The organism is Amycolatopsis sp. lyj-108 (assembly GCF_046549005.1).
GTDB lineage: Bacteria > Actinomycetota > Actinomycetes > Mycobacteriales > Pseudonocardiaceae > Amycolatopsis.
The window spans coordinates 1-23,393 of the sequence record NZ_JAJPWQ010000005.1 but is presented as its reverse complement, the minus strand read 5'-3'; the positions used below and the strand labels follow the sequence as shown (position 1 = coordinate 23,393).

Below are 23,393 nucleotides of genomic sequence, written 5' to 3'. Positions count from 1 at the left end.
TCCGCGGGCCACCGCTCATGATCGAGACCGGTTCAGTGGTCAAGTGACGTCGATCAAGGCGCCGACCTGCAGGGTTCCGTTGTTCAATCCCGCCGTGTACGTGGCGAAGACCTCTTTGTTGCCGTCGATATGGGTGGCACTGGTGAAGGCGCCCGTTGTCTTGCGGGTGCGGTCCCAGATGCCGCTGCCCGGCACGACGCTGGTGACATGAAGGGTCCCGTCGGGCAGGCCCGCTGCCGAGACCGAAAGGAGCGCGCTGTTGGCGTCGATCAGATCGGCCGAGGAAGCCCAAACCCCGCCCACGGTGCGGTCTCGATACCAAACGCCGCTGTCGGGAACGACCGCGAAGAGATGCAGCGTGCCGTCGGGAAGTGCGGCGGCGGCGACCGAGGTGAGGTAGGGGTTGGTGTCGATCTGGGTCGCGGTGGCGCTCCAGACACCGGCCGAGGTACGGCCACGTGTCCAAACCCCGCTGCCGGGAACGACGGTGAAGAGAGCGAGGGTGTCGTTGGGAAGTGCCGTGACGGCGATGGCCGTGGTGTAGGGATTGGTGTCGACGCGCGCGGCGCTGCTCCAAGTGCCGTTGACGCCACGGATTCGGTGCCAGACCCCGCTTCCCGGGACGACGGTGAAGACGTGGAGCGTGCCGTCGTTCTCACCGGTGGCGGCGACGGCGGTGATGTGGGGATTGGTGTCGATCTGCGTCGCCGAGCCTGCCCAGCCGCCCGCGGCGGTGCGACCGCGATACCAGACGCCGGAACCCTTGACCACGTTGAAGACGTACATATTGCTGTTGGGAACACTCGCGACCGCGGTATCGGTGAGGTTGAGACTCCCATCGACCTTGGTGGCACGGGCATCCCATGTCCCGGCCGCCCAACGCGTCCGGTTGTACAACGGACCACGCGGCTCCTGGCTCACTTCGGCCGAGGTCCACCAGCTCGTCCGCTTGGTGGCGCCCGCCCAGCTCAGGCTGAAGTGAATGTGGTCGGTGTGCGGGCTGGGCCCGGTATAGGAATGCCAGGTGCCCGGGTTTTCGTACGCCTTCCAGATGCGGTGGTCCCAGATCATGTACATGATTCCCAGGCGGCGTGCCATCGCGTGCTTGTTGCCGTGTTCGTCGGTCGCCAGCAACCACCTGATGATGTCTTCGGCGTCGGCTTTCTGGGCCGGGTTGGTGATGTTCAGCATGTAGTCGAGCGCACGGCCTTCTTTGTGCTCGCTCGGCCCACCTGAGTCGCAGGCCCGGCTGATGGACGAATCGTGGGTGCCGTACGCCCGGTTCAGCAGGTCCCGCAGCCCGATGGTGCCCTTCTGGATCGTCAGGCATTGGTCTTGGCCGTCGTAGGCGGCGTAGTCGTCGATGGCGGCGGGAAAGGACGGCGTCGCAGGAGACGCCACCGCCGCCGAAGGTGCGGCGGTCATGATCGTGCAGGCGGCCAGGAGGCCGACGGCGAGCCGGACGGATCTGTGTCGCCCGGCTTTCCGGATCGGCCGGCGAAGTGAAACTTCGGACACGATGAAACCCCATTTCGATTGGCGCTGAAGCCGGGAGAGCGGACGTCCAGGTCCTTGCTGCCGGGGGCCGGCGTCTTGCTGGTGACGCCGGCCCTTCGCGATTCACGTGCCGTCGGTGAACAGCCGGCAGACAGTTCGGTCAGATCTTTTCGCTCTTCCAAGCGGAGCAGCTGTCGCTCGTCGGCCAGCTCTTGTCGACGCACACCCGCCACAGGATGGTGGTGCCGTCTCCCATGGGGAGGCGAGAACTGACGGTCGTGCCGCAGCCGGACGTGTTGTTGAGCCTCTGTACCTGGCCGCCCTGGGTCTGCCACTGCGCGTAGACGGAATCGTCGTCGCAGGCCGCGTCCTTCACGTAGAGGGTGTTGCTACTGGCGTAGAGCGCGCCGCTCACGCCGGGGATCCCGATGGTGCCGGCCGACGCGATGCCGGAGAAGCCGACCATCATGGCGGCCGCGGCTCCGAGAACGGTGACGGCAGTGGATTTACGCACGGTTTCCTCCTGATCAGGACCTTCGGCCGTGCGGCAGCCTGGTCCTTGGTGGTTGGTCGCCGACGGGTGCCGGCCTCGTGGCACTTCCGCACCGCGGATATCGAGGTGCCGAGCACAGGGATACGGCAGTCCGGTTGTCCGGCGCCGGGAGGTGCTCGGCCGGACATCAACCTCCGGACAACCGGTCGGTGGCCGGGCGACGGAAGGAGTGCGGTTCCGCTAAGGCCGGCGGCGCGGTCATAGCGAGGTCGCCTGTGTGAAGTACGGCATCCCTGGGTATGCCCAGGGCACGCCGTGGTGCTGCCCGGGTATCACCATGGCGGAGGTTTCGCCGGTTGACGTCCACAGCCGGCGGAGCCGCATTACCCACCGCGGACCGTTGAAGCTCGGCCTCCCGCCGTCGAGAACGGAATACCCGTCCCCGCGCGACCGCGGGGACGGGCCGGGGCTCAGGCCGCGGTCTTCTTCCGCTGGAGCAGCAGGAGAAGCGCGGTCACCAGGCCGATCGCGGCGAAGACCGCGCAGGCGAGGAAGGCGGCGCTGAAACCGTCGGTGAGGGCTGCCTTGTCGGTGGAGCCGCCGGTCACCGCGAAGGCCACCGAGGAGGTGATCGCGACGCCCAGTGCCGCGCCGACCTGGAAGGTGGCGTTGTTGAGCCCCGAAACCAGGCCGGACTCCTCCGGCCGGGCGCCGGACAGCGAGGCGATGGACGCCGCCACGTTGGTGCTGCCGATGCCCGAACCGAAGACCACGAGCCCGACGAACAGGTCGGTCCAGTAGCCGCCCTGCGGCGAGATGGCGGTCAGCAGCAGCAGGCCGGTGCCCAGCAGCGTCATGCCGACGATGGCGATCGCCTTGTAGCCGATCTTCGCCGCCAGGCGGGCCGCGACGTTGGCCCCGATGATGGACATGACCGCGTAGACGGCGGTGCTCAGCCCGAAGCGGACCGCGCTGTAGCCGAGGACCTGCTGCGCGTACAGCGAGGTCACGAAGGCTCCGCCGTAGACGCACATCGCCACGAGAAGCATCAGGATGTTCCCGCCGACCAGCGAGCCGGAACGGAAGATCCGCAGCGGCACCAGCGGCGACTTCCCCCGGCTCTCGACGACGACGAACAGGATCAGCAGTACCACCGCGCCCGCCAGCATCCACAGCGTGCGGCCGGACAGCCAGCCTGCCTCCGGCGCGACCACGACGGCGTACACCAGCAGCCCGATCGCGGCGGTGATCGTGAGTGCGCCCAGCGGGTCGAAGGACTTGCGGCCGGGCCGGACCGGCGTCTCCCGCAGCAGGCGCGGACCGAGGAACAGCACCGCCAGCACGACGGGGATGTTGATGTAGAAGATCCACTCCCAGCCGAGGCCGTCGGTGATGGGGCCACCGATCAGCAGGGCGGCGGTGGCGCCGAACGCGCCGATGCCGGTCCAGATGCCCAAGGCCTTGTTGCGTTCGGCGCCCTCGCCGAAGGTGTTCATCAGGACGGCCATCGCCGTGGGCGTCATGATCGCCGACGAGAGACCCTGGAGCAGGCGGGCACCGATGAGCACCTCACCGGACCAGGCGAGTCCGCAAAGGATGGACGCGACGCCGAAGAGGGCCGCACCGACCAGGAACATCCGGCGGCCGCCGAGCAGGTCGGCGGTCCGCCCGCCGAACATCAGCAGGCCACCGAAGGCCAGCAGGTAGGCGCTCATCACCCACTGGGCGTTGCCAGGGTCGAAACCGAACTCGGTCTCGATCGCCGGAAGCGCCAGCAGGACGATCTGAGAGTCGACGATGACCATGAAGAAGGCCGCGCACAGCAGCGCGAGGGCCTTCCAGCGTCTGGGGTCGGGGGTGGCCGACGCCGGGGCCGAGGCGTCGGGGAGATGGGTGGTACTCATCGCTTCTCGCTTCGTTCAAGGATTCTGTGATGGATCACCGGGGCATGACGGCATGGCCTCCACCACCGGGGTGCGGGTGGTGGAGGCCCGTCGGATCACGGATTCGTGCAGGAGCCCCAGTGCTGCCGAGTCTTGGTCACCCGACGTGCGGGAACAACGGCGAAACCTGCAACAATCGGTAACCAGCGTTTACCGATCGGAGGACACCGCCGTGGAGTGGAGGGAGCTCGAGTGCTTCCTGACCTTGGCCGAGGAGCTCCACTTCGGCCGCACCGCCGAGCGGCTGTACACCTCTCGCGCCCGGGTCAGCCAGAACATCCAGGCGTTCGAGCGACGCATCGGAGCCCGCCTGTTCGACCGCACCAGCCGCAAGGTCGTGCTGACCGCGATCGGGCGCCGTCTGTCCGATGAGCTCGAAGCCCACCACCGGGCGATCGTGGAAGCGATCGACGACGCCCGCGAAGCGGCACGGGGGCGCGGCAAACCGCTGCGTGCCGGATTCTCCGGACCCTGGTGCGCCGAGCTGCTGAATCTGGCGGGCGACGACCTGCACACCGAGCACCCCGGCACGTTCGTCGACGTCCGGGAGATCCACCTGTCCGACCCGCTGGGGCCGCTGCGCGCCAGGGAGGTCGAGGTGCAGCTGACCGAGTTCCCGGTGTCCGAGCCGGATCTGCGCACGTCGGCGCCGCTGATCGCCCAGCAGCGCTTCCTCGCGGTTTCCACCCGGCACCGTTTCGCCGAACGCCCCGCGATCACCCTGGAGGATCTGGCAGGCGAGGAGATGATCGTGTTCGGGGACCTGATGCCGGTCTATCAGCGCGAGCACTTCTTCCCGCATCGCACGCCCGAGGGCAGACCGATCCGCCACTCCCACAGCGTCCGGTACTGGCAGGACGCGATGTCGCTGGTCGCCGCGGGCCGAGGAGTGTGCCTCGCCGGCGGCGACGCCCGCCGGTACTACTTCCGGCCCGACATCACCTACCTGCCCATCAGCGACACCCCGCCGATCCGGTACGGCCTCGTCTGGCGCCTCGACGCGGAGAACCCCCGGCTGATGGACTTCATCGCCGCCGTCGAGCGCCTCGCCGTCGAGCGCGGCGGCGATCCGCAGCCCTGACGTCTGTGCTCACAACAGCGAATCGACTACGCGGCTCGGGCACGCGCGCCTCTCGGTTTCGCCGTGCGCCTGAGCCTGGAGGTACGCCTGTCGCAGGCCTGCGCGGGCGCGGTGGGCCAAGGCGGCGACCCCGTTCGGCGACACCCCCAGAACCGGTGCCAGTTCGGCCGGTGTGCGGCCTTCGGCGACGGTGCTCCACAGCACCGCACGCCACCGCACGGGCAACGTGTGAAAAGCGGACCTGACCAGCTGATCGGTCGATGCCTGCAGGGCCGGCCCGTCCGCTCCTTCGACGTCCTCGGTCGCCGGGACGACCGCGTGGGGCTGGACGCGTAGCCGGTGACGGCTCCACTGGGCGGCGACGTGCCGCATCGTGACGACCAGGTACGGCCGCAGCTCATCGCGCGGTCCACCGCCGTCGCGGACCGCGGCGAGCACCCGCGTGAACGCTTCGGCCACGAGATCCTCCCGTTCGGCGGGCTGGTCGACCCAGCACGCGGCGATCCGGCGCAGCGGCCCGGCATGCCGCCGGAAGAGCAGATCACCCGCCTCGAGGTCCCCTTCCCGGAGCCTCCCGAGCAGTCTCGCGTCCGGTGGGGCGTCGTCCACGGCATCCCACATCGCATTCTCCAGATTCCTGTTGATCAACAAGGGATTAGCGGCACGCACCCTCCGCCACGGAGTGACCGACAAAGTAACAGATACAACGGCGTATCCCCTACCCGTGACGGTAGGCTCGCGGAAGTGACCTCCCCTTCCGCGACCTCACGCTCCGGCGACGGCCGCGCGGCCCGCTGGGCGGGGCAGCGGGAGCGCCGTCGTCGTGAGTTCGTCGAGGCGGCCCTGCGTGCGATCGCCGAACACGGACCGAGAGCGTCGACGGCACACATCGCCGAGGAGGCCGGTGTCGCACGGCCACAGCTGTACAAGCACTTCGACGGCGCGACCGACCTGAACCAGGCCATCGCCGACGAAGCCGCGCTGCTCGTCACATCCGCGCTGCGGCCGGTATGGGAGCTGCGGGGAAGCGCGATGCAGCTGATCACCGTGGCTGTCGACGCGCACACCGGCTGGCTCGCCGAGAACGGCAACCTCTACCGCTACCTGAGCCTGCGCTCACACGGCGACCGGAACGCGGTCGCCGACGTCAGGACCGTCATCGCCCGGCAGCTCACCCAGCTGTTCGAGCACTACATGACGATGTTCGGAATGGACATCCGAATCGCGGAATCCGTCGCGTTCGGTGTCGTCGGACTCGTCGATTCCTGCGCCGCGCAATGGCTCGAGAACCCTCGCGGCGTACCGAGAACCGAACTCGCCGCCCTGCTCATCCGCTGGATATGGCGGTTGCTCGACGACACCCTCCGCGCGGGCGGTGTCGAACTCGACCCCCACCTCACGCTGCCGCCGCCCCCGCCGCAACCCGCGCTCTGACCGGCCTGGACAGGCAGGAAACGTGGACCTCACCATTCATCACCTCCGGTGCTTCCTCGCGGTGGCGGAGGAACGTCATTTCGGCCGCGCCGCGGCCCGGCTGCACCTGAGCCCTTCCGCGATGAGCGAGCAGATCGCTTCACTCGAACGACGGCTCGCCCGCCCGCTGTTCAAGCGCACCTCCCGCAGCGTCGAACTGACCGAGCACGGCCGGGAGCTCGCCCCGCGGGCCCGGCTCGCCATCGCGGGTATGGACGAGGTCCTGGACTGGGCACGGAAAGCGGTCGACGAGCCGTGCATCCGGGTCGGGCTGATGGTCTCCAGTCCGCGGTTCCGCGAGATCATGACGGCGGTGACGGACGAACTGCCGCAGGTCCGCTGGCAGATCCGGCAGCTGGGCTTCCTCGGCTGCCACAACGCGCTGACCGACGGCGAGGTGGATTGCGCCTTCGTCGCCGAACTCGGCCGGAACCCCGCTCCCGCGTTCGATTCGGTGCCGTTGTGGGAGGAGGGATGCGTGCTGGTGGTGTCCGACCGGCATCCGCTGGCGGCACGGGACTCGGTACGGCTGGCCGATCTGGCCGGGGAGACCTTCGTTTCGGTCGAGGACGAGGAGATCGCCGGGCACTGGTATTCGGCGCTCACCTCGGCCGGTGTCGCTCCCCGGCTGTTGCCGGTGTCCCGGAACTTCGAAGAGGTGCTCGAACTGTGCGGGGCCGGGCAGGGGCTCAACATCGCCGGGGAATCGGCGCCCGCCACCTACGCGCGACCAGGGCTTTCGTTCGTGCCCATCGTGGACTCCCCGCCGGCGACGACCTCCCTGTATCTGCGCCGGGAACGCCGGTCCGACGCGCTGGACCGGTTCGTCCGGATCGCCGCCGGACTCGGTGACCCGACCCGCTGATCATCCGGATCCGCCGAACGATCGTGCGGACGATCGCGCTGGTGTGTCCCGGTCCCGGCGACCAAGCTTGGCGACATGGCACACCGCTTCACCTCGCCGCCGGACGCGGTCCGGGTCGACGCCGACGTCGTCTTCGCCCGGCGGGACACCGGGGATCTGCTGCTGGATCTCCATCGCCCGGTGACCGGCGGACCGGTCCCGGTGGTGCTGTGGCTGCACGGCGGCGGCTGGTTCACCGGCGACCGCACGCTGGCGCCCGACCTCGTACAGCACGCCATGGCCACCGGCTGCGCCATGGCGAGCATCGAATACCGGCTCTCATCGCAGGCGTTGTTCCCGGCCCAGCTGCACGACGTGCGCGCCGCGATCCGGTTCCTGCGCGGACACGCCGAGCGTTATCACCTCCTCCCCGGCGCGGTCGGGCTCTGGGGCGCGTCGGCCGGTGGCCACCTGGCGGCGCTCGCCGGGCTCACCGGGCACCTCGACGAAGTGCCGGGCGAGCGGGAGACAGGCGCCGTGCCGGTGCGGGCGGTCGCCGCGTCCTATCCACCGGTCGACCTCGCCGAGGCGGCCGGCCCCCTGCCGGGCGGGGCTTCCTCGCCGGAGGCACGGTTGCTCGGCGGGCATCCGGCGCGCCTGCCGGGGCTCGCCCGGCAGGCCGGTCCCCTGAACTGGGTCGGCGCCGAGGCGCCCCCGTTCCAGCTCTCCCACGGCACCGGGGACGTGCTCGTGCCGCACCGGCAGAGCGAACGCCTGCACGCGGCACTCGTGGCCGCCGGTGTGCCGAGCGAGCTGTACCTCCTGGACGGGTACCGGCACGGTTTCCTCAATCCGCCCGGCCGGCTCGACGTCGCACTCGGCGCGGTGATGGACGACGGCAGGCTGGCGACGGAAGGCACCGCGTCCGCCCTGCGGCGGACTTCGGCCGCAGACGGCGAACCGGCCGCGTTCGGGTTCTCCGACATCCACGGCTTCTTCCGCAGGCACCTCAAGACCCGTTCCACGACAGGAGAAACCCGGTGACAACGTCCGATCCGGAGGCCAGGCACAGGCTCGCTCCGGTCATCAACGCCCTGCCCGGCGAACCGGTCCCCTACTACCTCGCCACCGGCGAGGGCCTCCGGCACGAAACCGGCGGTCTACTGTGGACGGTCATCGCCCGGACCGAGGACACCGGAGGCCTTTTCGACGCGGCGTTCGTACTCGGCCCGCGCGGCGCGGAGATCCCCTTCCACAGCTTCGCCGGCTATCAGCGGTCCTATTACGTCTTCGAGGGCAGCGCCCAGTTCTGGCTGCCGGGCGAGAGCCGGATCCTGGTGCCCGGCGACTCGGTGCACGTCCCGCCGGGCACGCCGGTGGCCTGCCGCATGCTGAGTCACCTGACCAAAGTGCTCCAGTACTCCGCCCCCGGCGGCGCGCTCGACGGGCTCCCCAAGGCGGCGAACGTCGAACAGCACATCTACGCCGCGGGAGCGGTGATCGCGGGCGAAGTGCCGCCGGGGGCGACACCGCACGACCCGCCGCAGGTGGCTCACGGTGACGCGTGGGACGACACTTTGCCCTCCGGCACCGAGGGTTACTTCCTGCGAGCCCGCACCGGCGACCGGCGGGGCTGGCCGGACGCGGTGAACTCGTTCCTGGCCAGGGGTCGCAACACCGGAGGCCGGTACTTCGCGGTGAACACCCTCGCCGCGCCGCAGCCGTACATCATCCGGCACTTCCACCAGCGGCACACCGAGAACTTCCTGTGCCTTTCGGGCCGAATCTGGCTGTGGGTCAACGGCGAGGAGATCCTCCTGACCCCAGGCGACTTCCTGCACGCCCCGCCCGGGACCGTACACAGCTTCGCCGTCACCGCGCACAACACCCAGCTGCTCGGCCTGCTCACCTCGGACATCTTCGAGCCGTTCTTCGACGTGACCGGCGTGCCGACCGAGGACCACGTGCTCACCGAGGGACTCATCGACCCGTCGGTGGTGATGGGTGGCATGCGAGCCAACCAGGACCTGGACGTCGTCGTGGCCGGTGGCCCGCCGGAGCGGGTCCGGGCCACCGGCATCTGAAACGCGGTAGCGTGTGCCGAACGAGCCGAAAGGATCCGGGGCACCGTGACTCGACGACTGTCAGCAGGCGACCGCCCCGGGTTCAAAGGCTTGCTCGGTCCCATTTGTCTCGTGCTCAGCCTGCTCGGCTGGCTGCTCCCCTACGGCGAGGTGGCCTCGGCACTGGCCTTGGCCGCCGGAGCACTGTCGATACTGACGGACCGCCAGTATCGACTGGACGGCCTTGTCATCACAGGCGTCTGCATCGCCGCACTCCAGCTCTTCTTCGCGCTGCTGCTGTTCACGATGGATCTGGCCGGCCACTGACGGCTGACCATTCGAGGTAGGCGCCGCAGCTCGGGCAGAACGCGTCGCTGAGATGGCCTGATGAGCCGCAGCCGGAACACACGACGACGCGATCGTTCTTCGTCCCGCCGTCCGGCGGGCCTGACAACCCCATCGGCGCCAATGAGGGGAGGCGTTCGCGGGTGCGTCGCAGCAGGTCCGCGCGTTGGTGCGGAGCGCCGAGGCTCCAGGCGAGGGAGAACAGGCCGTTGTCGCGGGACAAGGCGATCACGCCTTCGGGGACGTTCTTTTCCAGCCGGGTCAACACGTCCTCCGCCGACTCGCCGTCGACCGGCGCGGCGAGCCCGGTGATCCGGCAGAGCCATTCGACTTGCTCACGGTCCATGTCGCTGCCGGCGCGAACGGCCGCGCGGAGGCGGGCGAGTTCGATGAGCTGGCCGAGCATGTCCTGTTCGGACTCGACGAGGATCAGCCGGAACAGACTGGGAAAGTACATGCGCAGCAACAGGATCTTGATGTGCTCGTCCGAGCGTAGCCGCGAGGAGTGACCGTCGATCTGGTGGGAGAGCACGAAAGTGTTGAGGAACCGCTTGAGCCGCCGTGGATTGCGTTCACTGCGCTGGACGAGCAGAGACAGGTCTTCGTCGGCGAGCAGATGCGCGATGCCGGAGGCGTGGGCGCAGGCACGCGCCAGGTCGAGCGACCGTTCGGGGTCCGGGACGGGAACGACGTAGTCGACCTGGATGATCTTTTCCAGGTAGGCGCGGCTGAGTTCGGCGGAGGAGGCGTGTTCGCTTTGCGCGAGCGCGTCGCCGACGATCGCCGGGTCGTAGCCGATGACGAAGGTCAGCCCCGGGGCGTCGAGATAGAGACGGATCGCTTCGAAGACCTGGACGATGTTCTCCGGGGAGCATCGGTCGAGGTCGTCGATGAAGACCACGAGCATCCGCCGCTGGTCGAGGGGGCGGTTCTTGTCCGACCACGCGGCGACGGCGTCCTGGATCTCCTTGCGGATCCGGTTGCGCTGCGCGGCGTCGACCCGGAAGCGTTGCCACAGGTCGTCGGCCAGTGCCCGCAGGCCGATCCAAGAGGCCAGGACGACGAACGGGGTGGCGAGCCACGAGGAACGCCGGGTGCGGCGGAGGATCCGGCGGAGCACACTGGGGTCGAGCTGGTCGAGCACGGACCGGATGAGGCCGGTGAGCGCGTTGGTGCCTTCCGCGGTCCAGGCGTTGAACCAAGCGACGCGGACCCGCCCGCGATGTTCTTCGGCCCGGTCTTCGATGGCGTGGCGAAGCAACTGCATCAGGCTGCTTTTGCCGACGCCCCAACCGCCCTGGATGCCGATCGTGAACGGCGTGACGGCGCGCGCGTCGAGAAGAAACCCGGCCATGCGTTCGGCGATGACGCGATGCTCGAACATGTCCTCATCCGGGTCGATCGGATGGTCGCTGAGCAACGCGAACCGTGGCGGCGCGGGCTGCGAGGCCTGGACGCGCGCAGCCCCGTCCTCACCGGAGTCGACCTCGGACTCGCTCGGGACGGTCAGCTCGATACGCCGATGTGATTTCGTGTACTCGCCGCGGGCCTCGACCACCAACCGGGCCTGCGTCTGCTCGTCGAGCAGTACCGGGATCGTCCAGACGTGATCCCCGCGGGGATACACGGCCTTGCTCGCTCGCTGAAGTGGCTCGGGGATCGAACCGCCGTCGGCGTGGAAGGTCGCATGGAACAGCTCCACGATGTCGCTCGTGTTGAGCAGACGCACTTCGACCAGATACGGCTGGTCGTACTCCCGCGGGCCACCGACCACCCGCGCGGTCAGCCGCGGCGGATTCGGATCTTCGGCACTCATCACGCCGCAAGGGTATCCGGGATGCTGTGCCCCACATCACGTCGCGTGGTGTCACGTTTCGCCGGTTCCGCGGTGTCTTGGGAGGCATGTCCGAACACAGCACACCGAACCTCGAGGTTGTCGTGATCAGCGGCGACGAACACGCCGACCGGTTCACCCTGTTGCGGCCGCTGCTGTTCACGATCGTCTACGAGATACTCGGCTCGGCCACCGAAGCCGACGACGTGCTGCAGGACGGCTACCTGCGGTGGGCCGCGGTGGACCTCGCGACGGTGCGGGACACCAAGTCGTACCTGGCGCGGCTGGTGACCCGTCAGGCGCTCAACGCGTTGAGAGCGAGCGCACGCCGCCGCGAGGACTACATCGGCCCGTGGCTGCCCGAGCCGTTGCTGCTCGACGATAACGACGCGTCGGCCGACGTGGTGCTCGCCGAGTCCGTGTCCATGGCGATGCTGGTGGTACTGGAAACACTCACTCCCGACGAGCGTGTGGTGTTCGTGCTGCGCGAGGTGTTCGGCTTCGAACACAGCGACATCGCCGCCGCGGTGGGCAAAACCGTGGCGACGGTGCGGCAGGCGGCGCACCGCGCCCGCAAGCACGTCCAGGCGCGACGCAAGCGCTTCGAACCCGCCGATACCGCGACGACCGCACGGATCACCGAGCAGTTCATGACCGCGGCCACCACGGGTGACCTCCAAGGGCTGCTCTCGCTGCTCGCGAAGGACGCCGCCTTCACAGCGGACGGCGGCGGAAAAGCCTCCGCGGCGCGCATGCCGGTGGTGGGCGCGGAGAGGGTCGCCGCACGCCTCGTGGGCCTCTTCCACAAGGGGCGGGGGATGCCGGGCCTGCGGATCGAGACGGTCAACTGCAACAACGCGCCGGCGCTGATCGCCTACCGCGGCGACCACCTGGAGGGCGTGTTCCTCATCGAGATCACCAACGGCGAGATCACCGACATCTACGCCATCCGCAACCCGGACAAACTCCTCACGGCGACGGTACGGCGCCGGATCAGCCGGTAGCTCCCGAACCTCGCCGACAATCGATTGACAGGAAACCCGAAATGCGAACTCGACCGAGCGACAGCCACCAGCATGCGACCGGTTGGAGCCGGATCCGCCCCATCGCCTTCTGGTTCACCACTTTCGTCATCGTCTTCGAGTTGATCGCCGGATCGACTTGGAACCTTTTCACGATCGACTGGACGGAAGCCCAATTCGACCACCTCGGATACCCGGACTACTTCGCCCACATTCTGGGCGTGTGTCATATCGGGGCGGCCGTCACGATCGCCGTGCCCGGGTTCCGGCTGATCAAGGAATGGGCGTACGCGGGTATCTCTTTCCTGTGGTCGGGTGCGGTGGTGTCACATCTGGCACTGGGCGACGGTCTTGTGTCGTGGGGACCACCGCTGATGTTCCTGGCGTTCGCCGTCGCGTCGTGGGTGCTGAGGCCCGCCGACCGTCGGCTCCCGGAGACGAGGCTCCGCCGGAGCCGTCCTGCCGACGCCGGCCAGGACAAGGTGGGCAGGGCGGGGAACCGTCCTCGCGCTTGGGCCGTTTCGATCGGGCTCGTCGTCGTTCTGTCCGCCGTCTCGCTCCTCACGCTGCCCGCCGCGGAGGACGTCACACGCGAGTGGATCGTCGAGCGCGGCTGGGTCGCGGGGCTCGAAGAGAAGTGCGCTCAAGACAGCCGAGAACACACCATGACGACCGTCATGCCACTTCGATGACGACCTTGCCCGATGCGTGGCCGTTCTCGACGGTGGCGAGGGCGGCCGGGGCGTCGGAGAGCGAGTGGACCGCGGTGATCACGGGTGCGAGGAGTCCGTCGAGGGCCAGCCGGGCGGACCGCTCCAGGTTCCCGCGATCGAGGCGGCGCTCGACGAAACGCCCACCGAGCTCGGGCACCGACATGTCACCCACGGAGATGACACTGCGGGGATCCCGGGCCAGCGGAGCGACCGTCCGCAGTGAAGCGCCCCCGACCAGGTCGACGATCCCGCCGAAGCCGTCCGGAACCAGCTCCCGTGCCACGGCGACGACGTCCTCGGCGGCGTAGTCGATGAACCGCACCCCGATGGCTTCGGCATGCTCACGCTTGGCGGCACTCCCGGTGCCGATCACCCGCAGCTCGCGCCCGATGGCCAGCCGCGCGACGGCGAGGCCGACGCCGCCCCCGACCCCGTTGACCAGGACCGTGGCACCAGCCGGGAGGCCGAGCTGGTCGAGCACGTCCACCGCGGTCGTCCCGGCCACCGGCAGCGTTGCCGCGACGGTCGCGGACAGGCCCACCGGGATGCGCGCGGTGTTCGGCGCGGACAGCACCGTCGTCTCGGCGTAGGTACCACCGCCGGTGAGGGCGAAGCCGAAAACCGCGTCACCCACCTCGAGCCCGTCGACGTCCTCGCCCAGGGCAAGCACGGTTCCGGCCGCCTCCATGCCCAGCACACGGGGGAACGGACGCCCGCCGTCGAGCCCGGGGACCAGACCCGAGCGCACCGCGTGGTCGAGAGGGTTCACGCCGGCGGCATCGACCCGGATCAGCACCTCGCCGCGACCGGGGACGGGATCGGGACGATCGAAGAACTCCTGTACCTCGGGCCCGCCGTGCTTGCCGAAACCCCACACCTGTCCCATTTTTCGCCGTCTCCCGGATGACCGGCCCGGTGGTTCCGGGCGCTGTCGCCATCCTCACCGCTGACATCGGTGTAAGGGGCAAGCGGCTGAGGTTCGGGTCACAGCGTCAGGTCGGCCGCGCCACCGGTTCGGGGGCCGTGGACAGCTTCGCCCGGTGCCGGCTGTTGGCTTTGATCAGCACGTCGAGGGCTTCCCGGCTTTCGATCAGGTGCGCGATGTCGGCGTCGATCCGGTCGCGCTGGAGCATCATCAGCGTGAACGTCTCCTCGGCGACGCCGAGGTCATCGGGGATGTCCACGCACGGCAGCACGGTCGCGATCACCTGGCTGGACATACCCGCGTCGAACAGCTGCCGGATGAGCGACACGCGCTGGACCTCCGCGTCGGAATAGTGACGCTGCCCCGCGCCGGAGCGTGTACTGGTCAGCAGGCCCTGCTCTTCGTAATACCGCAGTGAGCGCGGACTCACGCCCGTGCGCTGGGACACCTCGCCGATCCGCATTCCCGCGAGCCTACGACCTCCGTCAGCGGTTGTCGTAGGCCGCGCGGGCGGCGTCGATACGCGGCAGGTGCGTGATACTCCAGTCGAGCAACGGCGCGGTCGCCTCGCGCAGGGTCCGCCCCATCGTCGTCAGCTCGTAGCTGACGTGTGGCGGCATGACGTTGTGGACCGTACGTGTCAGGATCCCGTCGCGTTCGAGGTCGCGCAGCGTCACGGTGAGCATGCGCTGGCTGATGCCCTCGATGGCACGTTTGAGTTCGGTGAAGCGTCGCGGCCCGTCCTTGAGCATGCGCACGATCAGCAGCGCCCACTTGTCCCCGACGATCCCGAGCACTTCGCGGGCCTGACACGGGTCCTGCATGGTTACCTCCAGAGAACCGGGGCACCCGAAAGTGCCGTATTGCCCGGTGCTCGTCGTGGGGATCATGATGCTTCCGGTTACCAAAGGGTACCGAGGCACGAGGAGGAACCACACGCGCATGGCCACATTCCTGCTGATACACGGCGCCTGGCACAGCGGACAGGTCTGGGACCGGGTGTCCCCGCTGCTCGAGTCGGCCGGCCACCGGGTATTCGCGCCGTCCCTGACCGGCTACGGCGACAAGGCACACCTACTGGGCCCCGAGGTCGGGCTCCACACCCACATCGACGACGTCACCGGCATCATCGAACACGAGCGTCTCGACGACGTCGTGCTCGTCGGGCACAGCTACGCCGGAATGGTCATATCGGGAGTCGCCAACCGGCTCCCGGAGCGGATCGCGCATCTTGTGTTCCTCGACGCGATGGTGCCCGAGGACGGCGAAACCGCGGTCGATGTCCTTCCGGTCACCAAGCACCTCGTCGACCTCGCCGTGGACGGCTGGCGGGTTCCGCCGATGCCGGAGAAACCACCGCCGCTGGGCTTGTTCGGGGTCACCGATCCCGACGACATCGCCTGGTTGCGCTCGATGCTGTCGGATCAACCGGTCCGCTGTCTCGTGGAGCCCGTCCGGCTGGACAACCCGGCCGCGCGCACGATCCCGCGCACGCACATCCACTGCGTCGGAGGTCGTCCGGCGGGCATCACCCGGAGACCGGTCCCCGCGGGTGAGCGGACCCGGGAACTGCCGACCGGCCACGACTGCATGGTCACGACACCCGTCGAGCTCGCCGGGCTGCTGCGCGACACAGCCTGACCGTACGTCCATTCTGGAAGCCAGACCGGCCACTGTGGACGACGCAGCAGCTACCCGGCCGACGCGCCGACCGGTGTGGCCGCGAACACCACCCCAGCGAGGACGGCCAGCACGGCGACGAGCCGTGCGAGCTGTCCTCGCACGGCCGTTGCCTGGTGGACTGTCCGCGTCACGACGGCGATGATACGGAGTCCGGTCGTCAATTCCGTGTTCGGCTCCGCGAGCGCTCCGCATCGTCTTGCCAAGCAACTACTATTACACTTAGTATCAATAACGCCAGAGCGCTCTCGCAGCGCTCCGCACCGCCCGCGTCGACTCTCCCCCTTGGCGACGCGTGCCGGCGGGTGCGTGGTCCCGCATGACTCCGCACTCGCTTTTTCCTGTCACGGACACGAAAAGCTCGATCTGATCAATCGGCATTCCCGAATCCCGGGACGCGACAGATCACCCTCAACTACCACGGGTAGTGGTCAGACGCGAAATCGAGTGAATTCTTCGCTACTAGTAGAACTAGTACGATCGAAGGTGGCAGACGGAAGATCTTTGCTGCTACGGTCCGATAACTGTGAGGGGCTATCCGACTACGCCGCGTCGCAGAGTGAAGCCGATGTTGTGGCTCGTCACTCTGCTCTTGTGGCTTCTTACGCTGGAGCTGGGCCACTGTTTCCCGCAAGCACACGCCCACGCGGACGAGCATGTCGCCGCCGGCGCCGCGACCCACGCCCCACTGACCGACGACTGCGAGCCTGAGCACCACGCGCACCGGCAACACACGACCACGGACGCCATTCATCGCGGTACGCGCGGAACTGCGGATACGGCGTGGTCGGCGATTCCCGCCGAGAATACGTTTACCGGATCCTTCCGCTCACCGGTTCATACCCCCGGCTATGGGAACCCTGGACGGGACCCGTGCCTGCCAGGGCGCGCCTTGCTCATCGAGATCTGTGTCACGCGAACGTGATCGGACTGAACGACCCAGCCGACCCCGTTCCGTTCGACCGTCGCGCCCCGCGACGATTCACTGAAAGAGATCTCGATGAGGACACCCTTGTCCGCCAACGGCTCGACCGTGTCCGGGACCACCCTCCCCGGCCAAAGGACCAGCACGCACGGCCGCAATCCGGCCAGTGCGGTCGGCAACACCCCCGTGCTGTGGATCGATGAACCGGACGCGGCGCCAGGCCGCGGCTTCTGGGCGAAGCTCGAAGGATTCAACCCCGGTGGCATGAAAGACCGCCCGGCCTTGCACATGATCGCCCGTGCACGCGAACGGGGCGAGCTGGCTCCGGGTGCGCGGATCGTGGAGTCGACCAGCGGCACGCTGGGGCTCGGCCTCGCGCTCGCCGGAATCGTCTACGGCCACCCGGTCACCGTGGTCACCGACCCCGGCCTCGAACCGATCGTGCACCGGATGCTGGCCGCGCACGGAGCCCGTGTCGAGCTCGTCACCGCGCCGCACCCCACCGGCGGCTGGCAACAGGCCCGCCGGGACCGCGTGCAGCAGCTCCTGGCCGAAGAGCCCTGCGCGTACTGCCCCGACCAGTACAACAACCCCGACAACGTCGACGCCTACGAACCGCTCGCCCTGGAACTCGTGGACCAGCTCGACCGCGTCGACACCCTGGTGTGCTCGGTGGGCACCGGCGGCCACTCGGCCGGCGTCTCGCGGGTCCTGCGCGAGCACTACCCGCGGATGAAGGTCGTCGGCGTCGACACCATCGGTTCCACGATCTTCGGGCAACCGGCGCGTCCCAGGTTGATGCGCGGGCTCGGCTCGAGCATCTACCCGTCCAATGTGGACTACCGCGGTTTCGACGAAGTCCATTGGGTCGCACCGGCCGAGGCGGTGTGGACCTGCCGCCGGCTCGCCGCGTCCCACCACGCGACGGGCGGGTGGAGCGTCGGAGCGGTCGCACTCGTCGCAGGCTGGCTCGCGAGGACCGAAGCCGCCGACACGAGGATCGTCACGATCTTCCCCGACGGTCCCCACCGCTACTTCGATACCGTCTACAACGACGACTACTGCGCGGCGAACGGTCTGCTCGGACAGACCCCCGCGGACGAGCCCGACGTCGTCGACGACCCCGCCGGCCAGGTCGTCGAGCGGTGGACACGCTGCGCACACGTCATCGACCCGTCCGAGGTGCGGGCGTGAAGGATCTGGCCGTCAAGTTCCGGTCGTTCGACCGGCCTTCCCAGCTGTTGATGCTGAACCAGTTCACCATCAACCTGGGCTTCTACATGCTGATGCCCTACCTCGCCGGGCACCTGTCCGCGGATCTCGCGCTGGCGGGCTGGGCCGTGGGGCTCATCCTTGGCGTGCGGAACTTCTCCCAGCAGGGCATGTTCCTGATCGGTGGCACGCTTGCCGACCGGCTCGGCTACAAACCGTTGATCGTGGCGGGATGCGCGTTGCGGACGGGCGGGTTCGCCCTGCTCGGCCTGGTCGATTCGGTTCCGGCGCTGATCGTCGCGTCGGCGGCCACCGGATTCGCGGGCGCGCTGTTCAACCCCGCGGTGCGGGCCTACCTCGCCGAAGACGCCGGCGAGGAGCGGCGGGTCGAAGCCTTCGCGTTGTTCAACGTGTTCTACCAGGCGGGCATCCTGCTGGGCCCGGTCGTCGGGCTGGTACTGACGAGCTTCGCCTTCCAGGTGACCTGCCTCGTCGCGGCCGCGGTGTTCGCGGTCCTGACCGTGCTGCAGATTCGGTCTCTGCCGCCTCGTTCACACACCAAGAAAGACGACGCCGCCCGGACCTCGATCAGACAGGACTGGGCCACCGCGTTCGGCAACCGCTCGTTCGTGCTGTTCTCGCTCGCGATGATCGGCTCGTACGTCCTGTCGTTCCAGGTCTACCTCGCACTCCCACTCGAGGCTCGCCGAGTCGGCGGCCCCGGAGTGGCCGGAACCACTTTGGTGGCACTGCTGTTCGCGGTGTCGGGAGGGCTGGCGATCGCCGGACAGCTACGGATCACCGCGTGGTGCAGGCGCCGGCGGGGATCCGGCAAATGCCTCGCCGTCGGCCTCCTGCTCATGGGAGCGGCCTTTCTCCCGCCCATGCTCACCGCGGGCGCGACCGCCGGTCCGGCGGCGTTGAGCTGGGCATCGCTGATTCTCTCCGCCGCCCTGCTCGCACTCGGGACCATCGTGGTCTTCCCGTTCGAAATGGACACGATCGTCGCCCTCTCCGGCGGCAAACTGGTCGCGACGCACTATGGGCTGTACAACACCGTGGTCGGCGTGGGCATCCTGCTGGGCAACCTGCTCACCGGCACCGCGTTGGATCTCGCGAGAAACGCCGGTGTACCAGCGGCACCATGGGCTGTCCTCGCCGTGATCGGAGCCGGTTGCGCCTGGTGCCTGCGTGCACTCGACAAGGCCGAACGCCTCACCCCGATGGCGGTGTGAAAGCCGTGACCCGCCGCATCCCCCGCCAGTAGTTATTGAGGGGTAAGGCAAACGTGTATCTCGCGTGCTCAGACTCCGCACACCCGAGTGTGGGCATCCAAACACGCGAATCACGCCCTACCGAAGTACAACCGCCCCACCGTCACCAAGAACCACATCCGACGGTAGCGAAAGCCTCCTTCCCTACCGTCAAAGTAGGCAAAGAGGCCCTCACTACCAGACGCAGAAGCGGACACCAGCCCCGCACCACGACACGTTCGACTTCCCTCAATACTATTACATCTAGTACTACTTGCCGTAGATCTCTTCCGACTCGGACCACAGGTGATCGATGGCGCGTCATGCGCTCCGGATCGTCCCAATGTGGACGATCTCGTCATCACCCTGCCCGCCGGAACCTACTTCGACTCGATCTCGCTGAGCCCGGAAGCCTTGACCAGCGCAAGGCCGCCGAACACGTCACGCTGGACGGCATAGTTCTCGTGGAAGTGCGTCCCGGGCGAATCGAGCCACGGCACGGCGCGAAGGCTCCCGCGAAACGACCTTGGTGAGCCTGTACCGGCGCAAGCGGTAGCGACCATCACATTTCGACGTCTCGCTACCCTATGCCACCTACCTAGTACTAAGTGAAATAGTGGACAAGTGCGGCTCGTTACCTTACGGTGACCCGCGGGCCTTCGGGGCGGTCCGTGACCAAGCTCGAAAACACGACAGGAGATCCAGCACCCGTGACACCGCACCGACGCCGTACGGCTTCACTGCGCGTCTTGACTGCCGCCGTTGTTCTCCCGCTCGGGTTGAGCACGATCCCCGCGAGTGCGCAGCCGGCGCCGCCGCCCGCCGAGGCGCAGGATCCGATGTCTCGCTACCAGCGCCTCGGCGCCGACGCCGCGAAAGCCGAAGAAGATTTCTCCGCCGCGCAGGATGACCTGGCCGCGCGGAAAGCCACGAGCGCCAGGGCAGATGCCGATCTCGCGGCCGCCAACAAGGATTTGGCGGACGCGGAGGTCTCGATCACGAAGTTCCGCGGCGAGGTCGACAAACTCGTCGCCGCGAACTTCCAGGGAGCTTCTTCGGTCAATCAGCTCGCGGCGTTGCTCGACAGCGACAGCCGGACGGATTTCCTGCAGAAGTCCGCGGCCATCTCCCTCCTGTCCGGACAGAAGGCGGACGCGCTCGCCGGGCTGAGGACCGTACTCGATCAGGCCGCCAAAGGCCGGGCACAGGCGGCAGAAGCCCAGAAACGCGCGAGCGAGGCGACCGCGGCCGCGCAGTGGGCGGTGGACCAGGTCACCAACCGGAAGAACGACCTCGACCGGCAGATCAAGCAGGTTCGTCAGGCGCTGGGGGCACTTCCGGCGCAGGACAAGGCAAAACTGGGCAAGGTCCAGGACAGTGGTTCTTATCTCGGTCCGCCCGGAGCGGCGAACGACGCGCTGCAAGCCGCACTGTCCAAAAGGGGCTCGCAATACGAATGGGGTGCCACCGGCCCCGCCGAGTTCGACTGCTCCGGTTTGACTTCCTGGGCCTACCGCCAGGCAGGCGTCAACATCCCCCGCACCAGCCGACAGCAGTACACGGCCGGAAAACCAGTCTCCCTCGACCAGTTGCAGCCTGGCGACCTGCTGTTCTACGACGACGGAACCGGCAATCCCGGCGCCATCCACCACGTCGGCATGTTCGTGGGCAGCGGGAAAATGGTCGACGCGCCGACCGAAGGGCAACTCGTCGACGTGCGCTCGATGAAGGGTGACGGGCACCTGATGGGCGCGAGGCGCATAGTCGGCTGAGCAGGGCTGGACGGTATCCTTCCCGCCAGGAGGTGTCATGCGTCGGTTGGGCGAACTTGAAGCCACGGTGATGGACGTGCTGTGGCGCGGTTCGGAACCCATGCTGGTCCGCGAGGTGCTCGTAGAGATCGCCAAAGAGCGGGACCTGGCGTACACCACGGTCATGACCGTGCTGGACAACCTGTACCGCAAGGAATGGGTCGTCCGCGAAATGGAAGGCCGCGCATACCGCTACCGGGCGATCACTTCACGCGAGGAAGCGACCGCTCAGGCTCTTCGTGACGTGCTCGACACGGCAAGCGACCCGGAATCGGTGCTGCTGCACTTCGCGCAGTCGGTCTCCGAGGAAGAGTCGGACATCCTGCGCCGCGCCTTACGCCGAAAGCAGCGAAAGCGGTGATCCCCGCCGCCGCGCTCCTCCTCGGCGTCCTGATCGTCGGCTGGTGTTCCCCACCGGTCCTGGCGAGATTCGGGACGCCACAGGGCAGCCCGGCGGCGGCGATCACCTGGTGGCTCATGGCCTCGATCGGTCTGCTGGTGAGCACGGTCGGCGGCGTGCTCCTTCTCGCCCTGCCCGGTCATGGCCCCGCGGATCAGATCACCCGCTTGATCGACGCCTGTCTGTCCACGATCAGCCACGACGGGATTCCGTCGCTTGACCTGGTGGTCGGCGGTACGGCCGGAGTCCTGCTGACGTTCACGCTCATCCGCCTGCTTTCGTCGTCGATCAGGCGTCGACGGCGCCGCAACCAGCTGCATGAGCGGCATCTCGACGCACTGCGGCTGTCCGGATCCAGGTCATCGGATCGCGTCCGCACCTTGTGGCTGCCTCATGAGCACCCGATCGCCTACAGCCTGGGCGGACGCCGCGCCATGATCGTCGCCAGCGACGGATTGCGAACCCGGCTCACCCCCGCGGAACTGCGAGCGGTGCTCGCCCACGAGAACGCCCACGTCCGCAGCCGTCACCACCTGCTCACCGGCTGTGCCGACGTACTGGGCAGGACCCTGCACTTCGTCCCGCTCATGCGCGAACTGCCGAAAGCGATCGGCCTCTTCGTCGAGCTCGCCGCCGATCGGACGGCGGCCGCGGAATGTGGAGCCGGACCGGTGCGGTCGGCGTTGCTCACCATCGGCGCCACCGGCGGTCCGAGGAAAGCGCTCGCGATGTCGGGTGGTGACACTTCGATCCGGATCAGCCGGCTCCAGGACCGTCAACGGCTGCCCTTGCGGTCCGGTATGACCAGCATCATCGGCGGCATCGCCTGCTTGACCGCCCCTGCAGTCGTCGCCGTCGCCCTCATGGGGGCGTTCAGCCTGGCCTTCTGCTGACAGCCGGCTCAGCCGATCGGCAACAGGCCCGACAGGCCGGTCGAATCACAGCAGTCCACCGCGTTCAGCTCGACCACCATGCTGTTCGGCACCGGGTCAAGTGCCTGACCGGGCTCCGCATCGAGGAACTCGGTCGTCGCGAGATCGAGATCGCCGGGCACGGTGATGATCACGTGCCCCGGGCCTGCGCTGGTGGTCACCACCGTCATTCCTTCCCTTGGGCCGCCTCGAAAGTATCGCAAGACCAGGTGAAACGCCGTGTGGAGGGCGGACCTGGAAACGGTCTCGCCCTCCACGCGGTGGTACAGCCGGTCATCGCAGCACCGCCGGGTCACCTCCGCCGGCGTCACTCGGCGCGCTCCGGGGGAAGCGCAGGGTGGCCATGGCCAGGAAGCCACCCGCGACCGCGATGCCCGCGGCCCCGAGGAACGCCGCCGAGTAGCCGCCGGTCAACGCGACCGGGTCACCGACACTTCCGGCGCCGAAGGACACGCCGACCGCGGTCATCGCGGCCAGACCGAGCGCCGACCCGATCTGGTACGAGGTGTTCACAATCCCCGACGCCAGCCCGCCTTCCTCCGGCTTCGCGCTCGAGATCGCGGTACCCAGCGATGGAATGAACGCCAGCGCCTGACCGAGCGCCGCGACCAGCGACGCGGGCAGGACATCGACGACGAAGTCGCCGGTCGGGCTGACGAACGACAACCACACCAGACCCGCCGCGAGCGCCCACAAACCACCGATGATCATCTTCTTCGGCCCGAACCGGCCGATCAGTTTCGGCGCGACCGCGACCATCAGCACCACGATCAGCACCGTCATCGGCAGCAACGCCGCACCACTGGCGAAGGCCCCGTAACCCAGGACCTGCTGCAGGTACAGATTGAGGAAATACCACATCGGGATCCACGCCGCACCGAGCAGGAACTGCGCGAGATTCGCGCCACCGAGGTTCGGCGTCCGGAAGACACCGAGCCGCACCAACG

Annotated in this window: 25 protein-coding genes; 14 read left to right on the top strand and 11 right to left on the bottom strand. The window is 68.1% G+C overall.

The window, feature by feature from the left end:
* Positions 1-39 precede the first annotated feature (39 nt).
* The 3 genes from ACLJO0_RS19515 to ACLJO0_RS19505 all read right to left on the bottom strand — a co-directional run bounded on the left by ACLJO0_RS19515 (position 40) and on the right by ACLJO0_RS19505 (position 3,894).
* The gene (locus tag ACLJO0_RS19515; protein ID WP_410579916.1) at positions 40-1,518 is read right to left on the bottom strand and encodes a hypothetical protein; all 1,479 of its coding nucleotides are present in this window, start codon (positions 1,516-1,518) and stop codon (positions 40-42) included.
* A gap of 139 nt (positions 1,519-1,657) precedes the next feature.
* A complete protein-coding gene (locus ACLJO0_RS19510) occupies positions 1,658-2,011 on the bottom strand; it encodes a hypothetical protein (protein WP_410579915.1) in 354 nt (117 codons plus the stop codon).
* Positions 2,012-2,460: 449 nt separating this feature from the next.
* Complete coding sequence (locus tag ACLJO0_RS19505; RefSeq protein ID WP_410579914.1) at positions 2,461-3,894, bottom strand: MFS transporter; 1,434 nt, start codon at positions 3,892-3,894, stop codon at positions 2,461-2,463.
* Positions 3,895-4,105: 211 nt separating this feature from the next.
* On the opposite strand from ACLJO0_RS19505, the gene ACLJO0_RS19500 reads away from it, so the two are divergent.
* Positions 4,106-5,014 carry a LysR family transcriptional regulator gene (locus ACLJO0_RS19500; RefSeq protein ID WP_410579913.1) on the top strand — a complete coding sequence of 303 codons (909 nt, stop codon included), beginning with the start codon at positions 4,106-4,108 and terminating at the stop codon, positions 5,012-5,014.
* Positions 5,015-5,023: 9 nt separating this feature from the next.
* Here ACLJO0_RS19500 and ACLJO0_RS19495 read toward each other — a convergent pair whose 3' ends face one another.
* Positions 5,024-5,635 (bottom strand): RNA polymerase sigma factor, encoded by a 612-nt coding sequence (locus ACLJO0_RS19495; protein ID WP_410579912.1) that lies wholly within the window; start codon positions 5,633-5,635, stop codon positions 5,024-5,026.
* 123 nt (positions 5,636-5,758) lie between these two features.
* Between ACLJO0_RS19495 and ACLJO0_RS19490 the strand changes: the two genes are divergently transcribed.
* From ACLJO0_RS19490 to ACLJO0_RS19470, 5 genes are all read left to right on the top strand, one after another.
* The gene (locus tag ACLJO0_RS19490; protein WP_410579911.1) at positions 5,759-6,448 is read left to right on the top strand and encodes a TetR/AcrR family transcriptional regulator; all 690 of its coding nucleotides are present in this window, start codon (positions 5,759-5,761) and stop codon (positions 6,446-6,448) included.
* A gap of 22 nt (positions 6,449-6,470) precedes the next feature.
* Positions 6,471-7,352 (top strand): LysR family transcriptional regulator, encoded by an 882-nt coding sequence (locus ACLJO0_RS19485; protein ID WP_410579910.1) that lies wholly within the window; start codon positions 6,471-6,473, stop codon positions 7,350-7,352.
* Positions 7,353-7,427: 75 nt separating this feature from the next.
* Entirely contained in the window at positions 7,428-8,375 is a 948-nt protein-coding gene (locus tag ACLJO0_RS19480; protein WP_410579909.1) for an alpha/beta hydrolase fold domain-containing protein, read from the top strand.
* Entirely contained in the window at positions 8,372-9,415 is a 1,044-nt protein-coding gene (locus ACLJO0_RS19475; RefSeq protein ID WP_410579908.1) for a quercetin 2,3-dioxygenase, read from the top strand. Before ACLJO0_RS19480 ends, ACLJO0_RS19475 begins: the two co-directional genes overlap by 4 nt.
* A 111-nt stretch (positions 9,416-9,526) precedes the next feature.
* Positions 9,527-9,721: a hypothetical protein gene (locus ACLJO0_RS19470; RefSeq protein WP_410579907.1), complete on the top strand. Its 195-nt coding sequence runs from the start codon at positions 9,527-9,529 to the stop codon at positions 9,719-9,721.
* Here the strand turns inward: ACLJO0_RS19470 and ACLJO0_RS19465 are convergent.
* Positions 9,696-11,555: a P-loop NTPase fold protein gene (locus tag ACLJO0_RS19465; RefSeq protein ID WP_410580315.1), complete on the bottom strand. Its 1,860-nt coding sequence runs from the start codon at positions 11,553-11,555 to the stop codon at positions 9,696-9,698. The genes ACLJO0_RS19470 and ACLJO0_RS19465 overlap by 26 nt on opposite strands.
* Positions 11,556-11,641: 86 nt before the next feature.
* On the opposite strand from ACLJO0_RS19465, the gene sigJ reads away from it, so the two are divergent.
* Positions 11,642-12,577 (top strand): RNA polymerase sigma factor SigJ, encoded by a 936-nt coding sequence (gene sigJ / locus ACLJO0_RS19460; RefSeq protein ID WP_410579906.1) that lies wholly within the window; start codon positions 11,642-11,644, stop codon positions 12,575-12,577.
* Positions 12,578-12,618: 41 nt separating this feature from the next.
* Positions 12,619-13,287: a DoxX family protein gene (locus ACLJO0_RS19455; protein ID WP_410579905.1), complete on the top strand. Its 669-nt coding sequence runs from the start codon at positions 12,619-12,621 to the stop codon at positions 13,285-13,287.
* Here the strand turns inward: ACLJO0_RS19455 and ACLJO0_RS19450 are convergent.
* From ACLJO0_RS19450 to ACLJO0_RS19440, 3 genes are all read right to left on the bottom strand, one after another.
* Positions 13,271-14,194, bottom strand: a complete 924-nt coding sequence (locus ACLJO0_RS19450) for an NADP-dependent oxidoreductase (protein ID WP_410579904.1) — start codon at positions 14,192-14,194, stop codon at positions 13,271-13,273. The two genes, ACLJO0_RS19455 and ACLJO0_RS19450, sit on opposite strands and share 17 nt — an antisense overlap.
* Positions 14,195-14,300: 106 nt before the next feature.
* Entirely contained in the window at positions 14,301-14,696 is a 396-nt protein-coding gene (locus tag ACLJO0_RS19445) for a MerR family transcriptional regulator (protein ID WP_410579903.1), read from the bottom strand.
* Positions 14,697-14,718: 22 nt separating this feature from the next.
* Positions 14,719-15,057 (bottom strand): winged helix-turn-helix transcriptional regulator, encoded by a 339-nt coding sequence (locus tag ACLJO0_RS19440; RefSeq protein WP_125792475.1) that lies wholly within the window; start codon positions 15,055-15,057, stop codon positions 14,719-14,721.
* 118 nt (positions 15,058-15,175) lie between these two features.
* Between ACLJO0_RS19440 and ACLJO0_RS19435 the strand changes: the two genes are divergently transcribed.
* Positions 15,176-15,874 (top strand): alpha/beta fold hydrolase, encoded by a 699-nt coding sequence (locus tag ACLJO0_RS19435; protein WP_410579902.1) that lies wholly within the window; start codon positions 15,176-15,178, stop codon positions 15,872-15,874.
* A gap of 50 nt (positions 15,875-15,924) precedes the next feature.
* Here the strand turns inward: ACLJO0_RS19435 and ACLJO0_RS19430 are convergent, their stop codons facing one another.
* Entirely contained in the window at positions 15,925-16,047 is a 123-nt protein-coding gene (locus ACLJO0_RS19430) for a hypothetical protein (protein ID WP_410579901.1), read from the bottom strand.
* A gap of 866 nt (positions 16,048-16,913) precedes the next feature.
* On the opposite strand from ACLJO0_RS19430, the gene ACLJO0_RS19425 reads away from it, so the two are divergent.
* From ACLJO0_RS19425 to ACLJO0_RS19405, 5 genes are all read left to right on the top strand, one after another.
* Positions 16,914-18,032: a PLP-dependent cysteine synthase family protein gene (locus ACLJO0_RS19425; protein ID WP_410579900.1), complete on the top strand. Its 1,119-nt coding sequence runs from the start codon at positions 16,914-16,916 to the stop codon at positions 18,030-18,032.
* Entirely contained in the window at positions 18,029-19,285 is a 1,257-nt protein-coding gene (locus ACLJO0_RS19420; protein WP_410579899.1) for an MFS transporter, read from the top strand. Before ACLJO0_RS19425 ends, ACLJO0_RS19420 begins: the two co-directional genes overlap by 4 nt.
* A 767-nt stretch (positions 19,286-20,052) precedes the next feature.
* Complete coding sequence (locus ACLJO0_RS19415) at positions 20,053-21,075, top strand: C40 family peptidase (protein ID WP_410579898.1); 1,023 nt, start codon at positions 20,053-20,055, stop codon at positions 21,073-21,075.
* Between the two features lie 37 nt (positions 21,076-21,112).
* Positions 21,113-21,475 carry a BlaI/MecI/CopY family transcriptional regulator gene (locus ACLJO0_RS19410; RefSeq protein WP_410579897.1) on the top strand — a complete coding sequence of 121 codons (363 nt, stop codon included), beginning with the start codon at positions 21,113-21,115 and terminating at the stop codon, positions 21,473-21,475.
* Positions 21,472-22,407: a M56 family metallopeptidase gene (locus ACLJO0_RS19405; protein ID WP_410579896.1), complete on the top strand. Its 936-nt coding sequence runs from the start codon at positions 21,472-21,474 to the stop codon at positions 22,405-22,407. The genes ACLJO0_RS19410 and ACLJO0_RS19405 overlap by 4 nt, the downstream gene beginning before the upstream one ends.
* An 8-nt stretch (positions 22,408-22,415) precedes the next feature.
* Here ACLJO0_RS19405 and ACLJO0_RS19400 read toward each other — a convergent pair whose 3' ends face one another.
* Entirely contained in the window at positions 22,416-22,616 is a 201-nt protein-coding gene (locus ACLJO0_RS19400; RefSeq protein WP_410579895.1) for an STAS domain-containing protein, read from the bottom strand.
* Between the two features lie 103 nt (positions 22,617-22,719).
* Positions 22,720-23,393 (bottom strand): MFS transporter (locus tag ACLJO0_RS19395; protein WP_410579894.1); only part of this gene is annotated, 674 nt, incomplete at its 5' end.